This window comes from Corynebacterium sp. HMSC074C11 (assembly GCF_001809455.1).
Taxonomy (GTDB): domain Bacteria; phylum Actinomycetota; class Actinomycetes; order Mycobacteriales; family Mycobacteriaceae; genus Corynebacterium; species Corynebacterium amycolatum.
On the sequence record NZ_KV797740.1, the window covers coordinates 46,733 to 60,047 of the forward strand.

General features: G+C 58.6%; 11 protein-coding genes and 1 pseudogene. 8 read left to right on the forward strand and 4 right to left on the reverse strand.

The window, feature by feature from the left end:
* Positions 1-4 precede the first annotated feature (4 nt).
* Positions 5-2,413: a transglycosylase domain-containing protein gene (locus tag HMPREF2614_RS08530; RefSeq protein WP_049180716.1), complete on the reverse strand. Its 2,409-nt coding sequence runs from the start codon at positions 2,411-2,413 to the stop codon at positions 5-7.
* Between the two features lie 369 nt (positions 2,414-2,782).
* Here HMPREF2614_RS08530 and HMPREF2614_RS08535 point away from each other — a divergent pair, with 369 nt between their 5' ends.
* From HMPREF2614_RS08535 to HMPREF2614_RS08545, 4 genes are all read left to right on the forward strand, one after another.
* Complete coding sequence (locus tag HMPREF2614_RS08535) at positions 2,783-3,145, forward strand: WhiB family transcriptional regulator (RefSeq protein WP_038627417.1); 363 nt, start codon at positions 2,783-2,785, stop codon at positions 3,143-3,145.
* Positions 3,146-3,216: 71 nt separating this feature from the next.
* On the forward strand, positions 3,217-3,378 hold the full coding sequence (locus tag HMPREF2614_RS11070; protein WP_005511670.1) for a Sp36 family protein: 162 nt from the start codon (positions 3,217-3,219) through the stop codon (positions 3,376-3,378).
* Between the two features lie 44 nt (positions 3,379-3,422).
* On the forward strand, positions 3,423-3,899 hold the full coding sequence (locus HMPREF2614_RS08540) for a RidA family protein (RefSeq protein WP_070432016.1): 477 nt from the start codon (positions 3,423-3,425) through the stop codon (positions 3,897-3,899).
* A gap of 135 nt (positions 3,900-4,034) precedes the next feature.
* The gene (locus HMPREF2614_RS08545; protein WP_070432015.1) at positions 4,035-4,850 is read left to right on the forward strand and encodes an MBL fold metallo-hydrolase; all 816 of its coding nucleotides are present in this window, start codon (positions 4,035-4,037) and stop codon (positions 4,848-4,850) included.
* A 579-nt stretch (positions 4,851-5,429) separates the two neighbouring features.
* Here HMPREF2614_RS08545 and glxR read toward each other — a convergent pair.
* Positions 5,430-6,113, reverse strand: coding sequence for a CRP-like cAMP-activated global transcriptional regulator GlxR (glxR, locus tag HMPREF2614_RS08550; protein ID WP_005511668.1), 684 nt, complete (start codon positions 6,111-6,113; stop codon positions 5,430-5,432).
* A 629-nt stretch (positions 6,114-6,742) separates the two neighbouring features.
* Between glxR and nth the strand changes: the two genes are divergently transcribed.
* From nth to HMPREF2614_RS08570, 4 genes are read left to right on the forward strand one after another with little or no spacing between them, the layout of a single operon-like run.
* On the forward strand, positions 6,743-7,570 hold the full coding sequence (nth, locus tag HMPREF2614_RS08555) for an endonuclease III (protein WP_224792307.1): 828 nt from the start codon (positions 6,743-6,745) through the stop codon (positions 7,568-7,570).
* A 16-nt stretch (positions 7,571-7,586) separates the two neighbouring features.
* The gene (locus tag HMPREF2614_RS08560; protein WP_070432014.1) at positions 7,587-8,345 is read left to right on the forward strand and encodes a TlpA family protein disulfide reductase; all 759 of its coding nucleotides are present in this window, start codon (positions 7,587-7,589) and stop codon (positions 8,343-8,345) included.
* Entirely contained in the window at positions 8,342-9,196 is an 855-nt protein-coding gene (locus HMPREF2614_RS08565; RefSeq protein ID WP_049180720.1) for an NUDIX hydrolase, read from the forward strand. The genes HMPREF2614_RS08560 and HMPREF2614_RS08565 overlap by 4 nt, the downstream gene beginning before the upstream one ends.
* Positions 9,193-10,389: a MarP family serine protease gene (locus HMPREF2614_RS08570; RefSeq protein WP_049180721.1), complete on the forward strand. Its 1,197-nt coding sequence runs from the start codon at positions 9,193-9,195 to the stop codon at positions 10,387-10,389. The genes HMPREF2614_RS08565 and HMPREF2614_RS08570 overlap by 4 nt, the downstream gene beginning before the upstream one ends.
* A 717-nt stretch (positions 10,390-11,106) precedes the next feature.
* On the opposite strand, the pseudogene HMPREF2614_RS11075 reads toward HMPREF2614_RS08570, so the two are convergent.
* Both HMPREF2614_RS11075 and HMPREF2614_RS08575 read right to left on the reverse strand, forming a co-directional pair.
* A pseudogene (locus HMPREF2614_RS11075) lies at positions 11,107-11,257 on the reverse strand (IS3 family transposase); the annotation flags it as partial.
* A 272-nt stretch (positions 11,258-11,529) separates the two neighbouring features.
* Complete coding sequence (locus HMPREF2614_RS08575) at positions 11,530-13,035, reverse strand: ABC-F family ATP-binding cassette domain-containing protein (protein ID WP_070560703.1); 1,506 nt, start codon at positions 13,033-13,035, stop codon at positions 11,530-11,532.
* Positions 13,036-13,315: the final 280 nt, after the last annotated feature.

Sequence of the window (13,315 nt, forward strand, 5' to 3'; positions counted from 1 at the left end):
GCTTTTAGAACGGCAGCAGCGGAATCAAATCCCGCAAGCTCGGCGCCGGTGGAGTGTTCGGGCGAGGGAACTGCGGTAGTGGATCCGGCCGGGGCGTCGTCGACTCCGGTCGCGGCGACGGCGCTGGTGGCGGGGTCGGACGACGGGTGCCATCGGCCACGCGGATTGTGACGGTGCCCCCCTTAAGAAGTAGTGGCGGCTGATCCAGCCCGACCACGATTCCGCGCGACTCACCCGTGCGGGACACCGTGCGTTCCTCTACCTTGTAGCCAGCCTTCTTAAGGGTCTCCCGAGCCTCGGCCTTCTGCATGCCCACCACATTCGGCATTTGGGTGATAGAGGTGCCCAGGCCGTAGTCCGAATCCAATGGGGGGAGGTTCTTTCCGCCATAGTCCTCGATAACCGGGCCGACTGCACCAAACCATGTCCGCGCGGGCTCACGACCACCAAAGAGGTTGCCGCTTGGGCACTGCCGCAGCGGTGACGTGCACAGCTCCGTGACAGTCGGGGTGTCGTTGTAGGCGTACACCGATCCGGCCAGACCGCCGGTGAAGCCCAGGAATGCCGCGGACTGGTTCGACTCGGTGGTACCGGTCTTAGCCGCGACTGGGCCGTCCCAATTCAGCTCTTTCGCGGCATCCTTCGCAGTGCCATCGGTGGCATCATTGCTGAGCGCATTAGCGATTGCGTGCGCAACCCCCGGCTCCACCGCCTGCTCGCACGGTGGCACATTCAGCTTGACCGCATTGCCCTTGGAGTCCGTGATCGACTCAATTGGAGAGGGCTCGCACCAGCGGCCATTACTGGCCAGGGTGGCAGCGACATTGGACAGCTCAAGGTTATTCACCGACGTTGGACCCAGCACGAACGAGCCGAGCTTGTGCTCCGAGACATAGTCCGCCACCGAGGACTCACCATCGAAACTGCCCGGCTCCGTGTATGAGCGCATGCCCAGGCGTACTGCCATGTCCATCACGCCATCAACGCCGACCAGCTCCGAAATCTGAATAAAAGGAGTATTCGGTGATCGCGCGAGCGTCTCACGCAGTGACATCGACTGCGGGAAACTGCCTACGTTCTCCACGCAGTACAGGCCCGGCGGGCAGCCCTCTGCGCCACCGGTGCCCAGCCCGGAGGCCTCATAACGACGCGGCACCGGGAAGTGGGTATCAATACCCAGCCCCTTTTCCACCGCCGACGTTGCCGCGAAAATCTTAAAAATCGAGCCCGCGCCATTGCCTACCGGCGTAAATGGCTGCGGCTGCACGGTCTGCATTTGCTCCGCATCGAGGCCGTATACGCGTGACGACGCCATCGCGAGCAACCTCCTGGAGTCATCCCCAGGCTCAAGCAAACTCATAACCTCAGCTGCGCCATCCGCAGTCGGTGACGCCTGCTGACGCAGAGACTCCTGCACGCTGTCCTGCACACGCGGGTCCAGTGTGGTCTTCACATGGAAGCCACCGCGCTTCAGCTTTTCGGCATCAATACCGTGGTTCTCCAGGTAAGAGACCACATAGTCACAGAAGAAACCGCGATCGCCCGCCGCGATGCAACCCTGCGGCAGGCGCTGAGGCTCCGGAAGAATACCGAGATCAGCTGCCTTGGCGTCCTGAGCCTCCTGCGGGCCAATTGCCCCCGTGGATTCCATAGCCGCAAGCACGTCGTTACGCCGTGCATGCGCACCTTCCGGATTTGTATACGGATCGAGCCCGGAAGACTGCTGAACCATGCCCGCGAGCAGAGCGGCCTGCGGAACATTCAGATCGGACGCGGGAATGCCGAAGTAGGTCTGAGCTGCAGCTTCCACGCCGAAAGCGCCATTGCCGAAGGGGACCAAGTTTAAATACTTGGTCAGAATCTCGTCTTTCGTCAGCTCATCTTCCAGATCCAACGCGATGCGAATCTCGCGGATCTTGCGGCCATAATCCGTGGCAGTAGCAGCGCGGCGCTCCGACTCCGACTGCGCGTCCACGAGCAGCGTGTGGTTCTTAATCAACTGCTGCTCAATCGTGGAGGCGCCTTCCTGCACCGACTGAGACATGAAGTTCTTTACCGCCGCACGAGCAGTACCCTTCCAGTCCACACCAGAGTGCTCATAAAAGCGCCTATCCTCCACGCTGACCAGTGCGTCCTTCATAGCTGGCGAGATGCGTTCCGACGGCACATTAACCCGCCTCTGATCATAGAGCCACGCAATTGGCTGATCATTACGATCCGTAATAGTGGTGACCCCTGGTGCGTCCTTAGAAATCACCGACCGCGACGCCGACGCGAATTCATCAGCCGTGCGCGCAACGAGGTAGGCCGAGCCGCCCACAAGAGGAAAGAGGGCGCTGGCCATAATCAACGCTGCCAACACAGTGGCAACGGAGAGCTTGAACAGCGTCGAACCTTTATTCACAGCAATCACACTACAAGGTAGGGCGGATTGAGCCGAAGTAGGTTTTCGAAAATCCACCTAGTGACATGCCCGGGGAGTCCAGTAAAACGCCTGGCGAGCGGGGAGGGGCGCTACGAATGCCTTTACAACACCGCGCAACTCGTCGTGTAGTAGTTTCCGGAAAAAGATTTTCATAGTGACGCAAATCACCCCCGTGCTTTTGTTGGAAAAAGTTGCCCCACCTGCATCGTTATATTTAGAGCTGCGCCACGTCCACCTTCCTAGTGTGACCCAATCGACATTATTTGGGTGGTGTGAATAGACTTACAACAAAATTTCAGCACTATTTAGTTGAAACTATTTCGAAATAACGAAAATCGCAGGCACGAGGAGGCTACAATGACCGCCACGATTCCAGATCGCAACCGCACTGCTACTACGCCAGAATACGAGCTCGGTGTAGAGAGCTTCCGCGATCGCCAGGAGTGGGTCCCGCGCGCTAAGTGTCGCGATATTGACCCGGATAAGTTGTTCGTACGCGGTGCCGCACAGCGCGAAGCCGCCGTTATCTGCCGCCACTGCCCAGTGGTTCTGCAGTGCCGTGCCGACGCTCTGGATAACCGCGTTGAGTTCGGCGTCTGGGGTGGCCTGACCGAGCGTCAGCGCCGCGCAATGCTGCGCGAGCACCCGGAAATTACTTCGTGGGCCGACTTCTACGCTGAGCAGTACGCAGCTCAGCGCAAGGCAAAGCTGGCTAAGTAAAAACCCAACTTAGACCGAAGTAAAACTGAACCCCCAGCGCGCGAGGCTGGGGGACAGATAAAGTAGCTCCCATGACTACTAAATGGGAATACTTCACCGCACCGCTGCTCATTCACAACACCAAGGCCATCCTGGACAACTTTGGTGAGGACGGCTGGGAACTCGTCACCGTTCTCCCCGGCCCGACCGGCGAAAACCACGTTGGTTACTTCAAGCGCCCAAAGGCTGACTAACTTTATTCGTCCGGCCCTAGTCGCCGTGGAAAGGCTTAATTTAAATGAGCAACTCTGAATCTCGCACTCCTTCCCAGGCCCTCGAGGACCTGGGGCTTACCCTGCCTGCCGTTGCCGCGCCAGTTGCGGCCTACGTACCCGCAACGCGCACGGGCAACCTTGTTTTCACTTCCGGTCAGCTCCCATTCGTTAACGGCGAGCTCACCTACGTCGGCCACGTCGGCGCAGAGGTCACTGCTGAGGAGGCCAAGGAGGCCGCCCGCACCTGCGCTCTCAACGCTTTGGCCGCAGTCGATGCCGAGGTTGGCCTCGACAATGTCACCCGCATCGTGAAGGTCGTCGGCTTCGTCAATTCCGCCGCCGGATTCACTGGTCAGCCGGGCGTTATCAACGGAGCCTCGGAGCTCTTCGGCGACGTCTTCGGCGAGCGCGGCCAGCACGCTCGCTCGGCAGTGGGTGTAAATCAGCTTCCGCTGGACGCTCCCGTGGAAGTAGAAATCATCGTTGAAGTAGCTCAGTAGCTGCTGTATTTGCTGCTGCAAGCAGCGAGGATGTTGCGTTCTCCGGGGCGTCGTGAAGCGTGCTTACACCCAAATGAGTCGATTTGGAGGACGTGGCGCGCTCCCCGGATTGCGCAACCACGTAGGATAGAGGACATGGAGCATCCTGCGTATAGCCAACTGCGTCAGATTTCTCAGTCTGTGGGCGTCGTTCTGTGCCCGAACCCCAGCTACTCTTCGCTGGAGGGTACGAACTCCTACGTTATTAAGGCTGAGGGGGATAGCCGCAGCATTGTCATCGATCCGGGTCCGGAGGACGAGGGACACCTGAACGTCCTCCAGCGTTATGCCGGTGACGTCGCGTTGATTCTGCTGACGCACCGTCATGGCGACCATGCTGATGGCGCCGCGCGTTTCCGCCAGCTCACCGGCGCGCCGATTCGAGAGCTGGAGTCTCAGTACTGTGCGGGAGGTCAGGATCCGCTTGTCGACGGCGAACGTATCGTCCTCGACGGAGTGACTCCGCAGATTGAGGTCGTGGCAACCCCTGGTCACACCGCTGATTCTGTCTGCTACTTCATCCATACTGGTGATGGCGAGGATGATGTTGAAGGTATCGTTACCGGTGACACAATCGCTGGCCGCCACACCACTATGATTTCGGAGACCGACGGCGACCTGGGTAAGTACATGGAAACCCTGAAAATGCTGGATTCGCGCGGCAAGGGTGTTCGTCTGCTGCCTGGTCATGGCGCTGACCTGCCGGACATCACTGTAATGACGCAGAAGTACATTGAGCGTCGTAAGCTGCGCCTGCAGCAGGTGAAGGATGCCGTTGCCAAGCTGGGTGACGAAGCTACGGTGGACCAGATTGTGGATGAGATTTACACCGATGTCGATCCGGTGCTGCGTCATGCTGCTGAGCAGTCGACTCGTGTGACCCTGCGCTACCTGCGCGATCACGGGGAGTAGTTGCTGGGCTTTGGCTTCGGCCGGTTGCTGGGCTGGGGTGGTCTCAGGTTGAGCTTGGGTTGGTCCTAGGTAGAGCTTGGGCTTGGGTTGTCGCTTGAAAAAGGGCGTGTGACCTGCAGTTGTGCAGGTTGCGCGCTTTTTGTTTGGGCGGGGGCGGTTTTGGGGTGGGTTGTCCTCGTCGGGGGTCAGCTCAATCACTTATCGATGAGGTATCCACTTGTCGATGAGCTATAGCGCACGCATAAGTGAACAGCGCATCGACAAGTGATTGATGCGGGGAGAAATCGGTGAATGGTGCATCGATAGGTGCCGGGAATGCGTCGATGAGTGGCAGAAAAGCGGGAAGCATCGACGGGAAGCATCGATAAGTGCGCCAAAATTGGCCATAATTCGGCCGGTGGGGTGGGGCTGGCATGCCAGGCCAGCATGCCAGGCCAAGCGGGGAAGACAACAAAAATCCCGCGAGCCTCATGCGTTTTATGTGCTCCTACGGGAACCGAGGAACCAAAAGCAGAGGCTGCGGGATGTGAATCGTTTGGGCAGCTCCGCAAACGCCGCAAACGCCACAAGCGCAACTAGCTAGCGTGCGCGTCGAGCCAAACGCTCTGTATCGGAGATGAGCACGGACTTGCCCTCAAGGCGAATCCAGCCGCGGTGGGCGAACTCTGCTAGAGCCTTGTTAACGGTCTCTCGGGAGGCGCCGACGAGCTGTGCAATTTCCTCCTGGGTCAGGTCATGGTTCACACGGAGAGCAGAACCCTCCTGAACACCGAAGCGATTAGCCAGCTGAAGCAGGGACTTAGCCACGCGACCTGGGACGTCGGTGAAGATGAGATCAGCCAGCGAATTGTTGGTGCGACGCAGACGGCGGGCCAGCATGCGCAGCAGCTGTGCCGGAACATCCGGGTGTGACCCGACCCATTCCTGCAGCTGATCAGCGCTCATGGATGCGGCGGAAACCTCGGTGACACAGACCGCCGAAGAGGTGCGCGGGCCCGGGTCGAAGATGGAGAGCTCACCGAACATGTCGGACGGGCCCATGATGGTCAACAGGTTTTCGCGACCGTCAGCTGAGCGACGAGCCAGCTTCACCTTGCCATCAATAATGATGTAGAGCCGATCGCCCGGCTCACCCTCATTGAAGATGGTGGTTCCACGCGGGAAGCGAACCGTCTCGAGCTCACCGAGCAAGGCCTGCACAGCCTCCTGGTCGACTCCCTGAAATACACCGGCCCGGGAGAGAATCTCCTTGACGTCATCCACGGTAAAATTCTCCTGTCTTGGGCCACTAACCACCGTAAATACAGGCCAGCGGCCACCAAATTAACACTCGACTACAGATTGCAGTGGTCAAACGGGAAGAGAAGCTGCCCCGTCCCACTACTTTCGGTCTTTCCCGGTAACGCCGCTGCCAGCTTTCAAGGCAGGTTCATCCCTGGACGAATTTCACGACAAAATCGCCTCTATAGATGCATCCCAAAAACTACGCCGTCACCAAGATGTGATAAACACCACTGTAGCAAAAGAGCCACTGCGTCTGTGGGGAATTCTGGTGAAAAGCCGCTGAACTGTGTATTTCTAAATAGCAATGAGCTAACGGTGTTCTAAGTTGTGGTTGGACGTGACCTTTTTCGACTTTTCTGACCGATTGCGCCCGAGCTTCAACTGATTGCATCCGCATCTCTGGTGAATCTAAGGATCCCGTCCGCGAAAGGTATGACGAAAAGGTGCGCACGCGAATTGCAATCCGGGGTAGCCGATACACTACGACCATGGATACGACCGGCAAGGCATCGTCGATAAGCAAGCACCAGATAAGCAAGCACCAGGCGACGAGCAAACCCCAACCCACGCACCCGCAGGGATCCCTGACGTCGAAGAAGCGTCGGGCGGTGGGGGCGCATCCGGCGGCGCGGGGGAAAGAGACGCGTCTGGGTATGGTGCGGCGTGCGCGGCGGATTAACCGCACGCTGGCGGTGGCGTACCCGAATGCGCACTGTGAGCTGGATTTTCGTAATCCGTATGAGCTCGCGGTGGCGACGATTCTGTCGGCGCAGTGCACGGACGCGCGGGTGAATATGACCACGCCGGCGCTGTTCGCTAAGTTCCCCAGCCCGGCCGATTTGGCGGTTGCGAATCAGGAGGAGGTCGAGGAGCTCGTTCGGCCGACGGGTTTTTATAGGAATAAGGCCGCGAACATCATCGGTTTTGCGCAGGGCGTGATGGAGCAGCACGGCGGCGAGGTCCCGGGCACGTTGGAGGAGCTGGTGAAGCTGCCGGGCGTAGGGCGAAAGACAGCAAATGTGGTGCTGGGGAATGCTTTTGGGGTGCCGGGGTTGACCGTCGATACGCATTTTGGACGTCTGGTGCGGCGCATGGGCCTCACGGAGCAGGAAGATCCGGTGCGCGTGGAGCACGAGATGATGGAGGTGCTGCCGCGCGCGGAGTGGACGTGGTTTTCGCACCGACTGATTTTCCACGGTCGGAGGGTGTGCCATTCGCGCCGGGCGGCGTGCGGGGCGTGCTTCTTGGCGGCGGATTGCCCGTCGTATGGCGTCGCGGGTCCGGCGGAGCCGGAGACGGCGGAGAAGTTGATTAAGTCAGACGACAGGGAATGGCTTCTCTACCTGGCCGGTCTTAATGACGGCTACAGTGGGGAGGAACTTTCCGCGCTTGACGACGGGGATAGCGCGCGCAACACCACAGCGACACAGGACTAGTCGAGGAGCACTTTTCGTGAATGAGCAGGGCGGTCGTAGTCACAATGGTGGCCACATTGGGGATCGGCAGGCGGACGTTAACCGTTCGGCATCGCTGATTACGCTGCTCATCGCGGGGATTAGCATTGTGGGGCTGGTGGTTTTCGCGATTGTGAATACCACTGGTGGCAATGACGAGGCCGACGGTGGTGGGACTGGAGCTGGTGTGAGTGCCGGTGCGAATGGTGCTGATAATGGTGGCACCGGCAGTGATGATGAGGTGGATAGCGCATCGGCGGCGCCAGCGATGTCGAAGGACGAGATCGCGGCGGTAGCGGGTAGTGGCTCGCTGGCCGGTGTGCGCTTGCCGCTGTTGGCAGAGTCGGGAGACTCAGCGGATCAGAGCAACGAGGCTGGCCGAACGGAACTGGTAGACATGGGCCAGGTCGTCGAGGGCAAGCCAACCGTGCTTAATGTCTGGGCATGGAACTGTGCGCCGTGTCGCCAAGAGCTGCCGCTTATCGAGCAATGGGGCAAGGACAACCCAGATGTGCAGGTGGTGACGGTGCATGCGGCTCGCGAGGCGGGGCGTGGCCAGGCCCTCCTGCAGGAAATCGGAGTGAATCTACCGACCTACTCGGACACGGTCGATGTGGTCGGACCAGCGTTGAATCTACCGCGAGTTGTGCCCATTACCGTGGTGTTTAAGGCCGATGGCACGGTGGCGACCATTCATCCCGGTGAATTCATCGATGCGCAGCAGATTACTGATCTCGTGCGAGGTGCGTTGAAGTGACTAAGGGACAGTCGTGGAATCGCGACGCAAGCTCGGGGCTGTATCTGCCGAAGTGGTTGACCAATAGTTTGCCGCCGCATCTAGTCAGCGCTGATCATGACGCGGCGGGCCACACCAGCACCAGCCAAGACGCGGCAGGTCACTCGGAGCAACAGGTGGCCGGTCGCTCCGCTTCGTCGTCAAGCGTGAAGCGCGCGTTTGCGAAGTTGCGGCGAGACTCCTCGACGCAGGAGAAACCATTGCGGAACCCTGCGCGGTCGGCGGTGTTGGTGCTGATCAGCGGTGATGCGGAGGCGCACCAACGGCCGGAGGATGCCAGCGTGGTACTTACGCACAGGGCGACAACCCTGCGTAAACATGCAGGCCAGATGGCTTTTCCGGGCGGTCGTGTCGATCCCGAGGATGTGGATGAAATCGATACCGCGCTGCGTGAAGCCGAGGAAGAAACCGGCCTGAACCGAGAGACGGTGACGCCGGTGCGGGTGCTGGACTCGATTGACATTTCGCGGACTGGCTTCGCGGTCAATCCGGTGTTGGCGTATTGGCATGCACCGCATCCGCTGCGTGTAGTCGACCCTGCAGAGACGGAATCGGTGCTCAATGTGCCAATCAGCCACCTGACGAATCCGGACAACCGCATGATGCTGGGCTATCACGGCTGGACAGGGCCGGCATTTAAGGTTGGTGACTTCGTCGTTTGGGGCTTTACCGGCGGCGTGCTGTCCTACTTGCTGGATGTGGCCGGCTGGTCGGAACCGTGGGACGAGACCAACGTACAGAAACTTTTGCCGGTGCTCGCGCGTTCCGCTAATGGTGAAAAACTGTCCGTACTGAAGGGAGGCCGACGATGATGCCTGCAATCGCTGTGTTTGACGTTGCGCTGCTGGCGATTTTTATTTTCACGCTTGTCGTCGGCTGGCAGCAGGGCGCCGTCTCGTCGATTATGGCCATTTTGGGCGTTGTCCTGGGCTTGGTTATTGGTGTGCCCTTGGCGCCGCTAGCTATGGCACAAGTCGAGAACCAGTCGGGAAAGGTTCTTCTGGGCCTCGGCACGGTGATCCTGTTCGCCCTGATTGGTCACGCGGTGGGAACAGTGGCGGGGCAGTCGCTGCGGAATACCATTCGCTCGCCGTTGGCAGTCGGCCTGGATTCGAGTCTCGGCGCCATCGTGCAGTCGGTGACTGCGCTGGTAGTGACATGGATGATCGCCGTACCCCTGGCCACCGCCGTGCCCGGACAATTCGCCGACTGGGTGCGTGAGTCCAAGGGCATGAATCTCATTGACCAGGTCGCGCCCGACGAATGGAGTGACGGCTTCAGTGGCATCCTCCGCCAGCTCCGCGATGATGGAATGCCCGCCATCGCTCCGCCATTCGGCTACAAGCAGAACGTCCCCGATGAACCCGCCGACCCCAATGTGATTTCACAAGGGGTCGTCGACAGTATTCGACCGTCCATCGTCCGCGTCTTGGGCGAGGCCCCGCAGTGCGAACGCTTGCTGCAGGGCACGGGCTTTGTCATCGCACCGGATCTGATTCTCACCAACGCGCACGTGGTCGCCGGCGCCACCACTGTTCGGCTGGAAACTGTGGTCGGCATGGCCGACGCAAACGTCGTGCACTACGATCCGCTTGACGACGTCGCCTTGCTCCGGACCACCGACCTACCCCTGGAGCCCATGCAGTGGGCGGACCAGGAAGCTCGTCCGGGCGATGACGCGGTAGTGCTGGGCTTTCCCGAGTCCGGCCCCTTTAAAGCCACGCCTGCGCGCGTGACGGAGAACATTATTATTCGAGGCCCGGATATTTATTCGTCGACTCGACACGAGCGTCAGTCCTATGTTCTGAAGGCAGATGTGCGCCACGGCAACTCGGGCGGCCCACTGATTACGCCGCAGGGCCAGATCCTGGGCTTGGTCTTCGGTGCCGGTGTGAACAATGACCAGACTGGTTACGCGCTGACGCACGCCGAGGTCCAGCCACACATTGATGAGGCGATGGATCACTACGGGGCCATCAGCACGCAAGAGTGCGTGGCGGGGTAGGAGCCAGGGAGCCTATGTTTTTCAATCTTGAATCGGAATTTTTAAGTGAAACTCTTGGTGGCTAGTTCATTCACATCAGGGGGCGTTTTAATTGCTCTCAGGGGCCTATCTAGGGGTGTTTCGCAGTTGTTCCTGTTGGGTTGCCTCTGGTTGTTGGGGTTTTCTTATGACTGAGGTGTCCTGGGGTTTTAGATGCAGGTTTCTGGTACCGGTATTCCGAAGAATCGGTACTTCCACCTTCCGCGTAGTTGGTACCGGCACAGGGGCCGGGCCGACTGCGGCAACCCGGCTGGATGCAATAACAGTTCGGAGCTAACGGGCGCTGGCCGCGCGCATGTTGAGGTCACCAATGTGGGTTCGGTTGTTCGGTGTCCGCTGTGTTGCAACCAGCTATTTGACAGTAGTGTTGGCGATGGATCGGTAACGGTTTGGTTGGCCTCTTGGCAACTTAGGACGTGCGGGGCTCTCGGACTGCGCAACGAGATGTTGTCGGCCTGGTATCGCGACAGTGTTGTATCTCGTGGGCAGGGCTCCAGATGGATCGCTCGAAGCAGGAGCTGACGCAGACACAGACAGCATCAGACGACGGTACTGCCAACATTAACTATGAGAGAAAATCGTTTGCAGTTCCGGCTACACAGAAAAACAGGTACCAAATGCGCAGAATCGCGGTACCAACTATCCCGAATCGACATCCTGGGTTTAGTTCCGCATATTTTACGACCCTGTGTTGATGGGCTGGGTGTGATAGTAATCGGTTCTTATTTCCTGTGGGGTGGCGTAGCCCAGTGCTTCGTGAAGCCGATTGGTGTCCCCCCCAGTACACCCACCGCAAGGTGGCAAGCTCAGCTTCCCCGACCGTCGCCCACAATGCTAAGCGCGTGACATGGCAAAATCACGGCACCTATAGTGACTTCATAAAAATACAGCAGCCTATGCACTTGGCCCCATTTTCAATGATGACCGCTCAAGACGGTGGAAAAATACGACTCAAAGTGACAGCGAGTGCTTTTGAGGGGGCACAATGCATGGAATCACGATATCGTCATGGTTCAATTCAAAGAGGCGCTGCCTGAGCACATTCGAGGTGTCAATTACTCGCCCGTTTTCGTGTGCCGACTGACCCATTGCAAAATGCTTTTAAAGCTCGATGGTGCGATCCAGCGAAAGGTTCGAACAGAAGTATTCATCGTGGCTGACGACGAGTAACGCTCCGCGGTAGGCAGAGAGAACGTCGACAAGCCAGTCCACGGTGGGGATATCCAAGTTGTTAGTCGGCTCGTCAACCAGCAGGAACTGCGGTGCGGGGGACGCAAGCAGCACGCGCGCGCACTCGACGCGGAACCGCTCGCCTCCGGAAAGTTGCCTCACCGGTGCGTGGACACTGTCATTCTGGAACAACAGTTGCGCCAGCTTGTCGCGGATAAGCTGCAGGTCAGCCTGCGGATTGCTTTCCGCGACCAGCTCCCACACACTCTTTTCCGCCGGCAATGTGATGCGTTGGCGTAGGTAGCCGCAGGGCAGCGCATAGTCGACTTCGCCGCTGGCAATCCGATTGAGAAACGTAGTTTTTCCCGACCCATTGGCACCGGCGAGTCGAACACGTTCGGGGCCGACGATTGTCAACATCTCGCTGTCCAGAACGCGCGTGGCATTGGGAAGGCTGGTATCGGGAAGCTCGATGTGAACGTGAGTGTCCTCCCGCAACCTAAGCTGCGCCAAGTCATAACTTGCCCGAGCTTGTGACACCGAGGCTGCGGCATCACTGGCACGCTTGGCTGACGAGACCTGAGATCGGTTCTTATCGTTTCCCATGGCCATGCCGGGCTTGCGTTTGGAGGTAGCGAACTTTCTCCCACGGCGGGCGTCACGGGCGAGCCGTGTCTGCATCTCGGCACGTTGTCGAACTTCCTTGTGATAGGAGGCTCTGGCCTCACTTACTTCCGCCCGCACGGCTTCCTGTTCGTGGTCGATGGTTTGACGGTAGTGCTCAAAGTTTCCGCTAAACATACGTAATGAGCCGTGATAGAGCTCAGCGATCTCGTCAGCGTGGTTGAGCAGCTCCCGATCGTGCGAGATGACCACCATGGGCACCTGGGAAGCGTCAATCATATGTAGGAGGCGCTCCTTGGCGGCGGCGTCGAGATTGTTCGTGGGCTCATCAAGAACAATCATCTCTGGTTGGGAGAAAAACAACGCCGTCAGCGCCACAGCGACTGCCTCTCCTCCCGACAGGCTGCCGACGCTGCGAGTAAGAGAAAAATTCAATTCCGACGCGCTAAGGGCGGCCTGAATCCGTTCCTTTAGATCCCAGTTGTCAGCAACGATGTCCGCGAGTTCCTCGGAGTAGTTGCCCGCTTCGATCTCCGCTATGGCATCTAAGATCTCGCGGGCTTTAAATACATCTGCGATGGTGTCGGTCACTTTGAGCCCTAAATCTTGGTCAAGGTAACCGATTTTAGGGGCCTCCACCGTGCCAGAAGTGGGTTGATAGATGCCGGCCAATACCTTAGCGAGGGACGATTTTCCTGAGCCATTAGCGCCCACAAGACCGGTGAAAGGCGCAGTGAATGTAGCGCTTAAGTCTGAAAAACAAGGAGTGCCGTCTGGCCAGGCAAAAGAGAGATGGGAAAAAGAAATAGGCATGCCAAGTTCCGCCTTCGAGTCAACGATGAATAAGAGCGCGTCGAATTAGGAACGAATCTTCATAGGCCGAAACTGTACTTCAAACCAATCTGAGCGTCAAAGCTCACCAACTGTAAAAGCGCGCATGATGGTCTACTGGGGGTGTCCCTATGTTTTTGTCAAGCCCCAATCGGAGTTCTTAGGTGAAACTCTTGGGGATGGGTTCTAGGCACGGTTTATTGGGCCCATCAATTGGTGTTGGTGGGCCTGATTGCTGCTCGGCTTAAACTGCTACTGATTG

What these genes read in the sequence shown, in the direction of transcription:
- HMPREF2614_RS08535 (WP_038627417.1), top strand. Translation starts at nt 2,783, where the DNA reads ATGACCGCCACGATTCCAGATCGCAACCGCACTGCTACTACGCCAGAA.
- HMPREF2614_RS11070 (WP_005511670.1), top strand. Translation starts at nt 3,217, where the DNA reads ATGACTACTAAATGGGAATACTTCACCGCACCGCTGCTCATTCACAAC.
- HMPREF2614_RS08540 (WP_070432016.1), top strand. Translation starts at nt 3,423, where the DNA reads ATGAGCAACTCTGAATCTCGCACTCCTTCCCAGGCCCTCGAGGACCTG.
- HMPREF2614_RS08545 (WP_070432015.1), top strand. Translation starts at nt 4,035, where the DNA reads ATGGAGCATCCTGCGTATAGCCAACTGCGTCAGATTTCTCAGTCTGTG.
- HMPREF2614_RS08570 (WP_049180721.1), top strand. Translation starts at nt 9,193, where the DNA reads ATGATGCCTGCAATCGCTGTGTTTGACGTTGCGCTGCTGGCGATTTTT.
- HMPREF2614_RS08575 (WP_070560703.1), bottom strand. Translation starts at nt 13,035, where the DNA reads ATGCCTATTTCTTTTTCCCATCTCTCTTTTGCCTGGCCAGACGGCACT.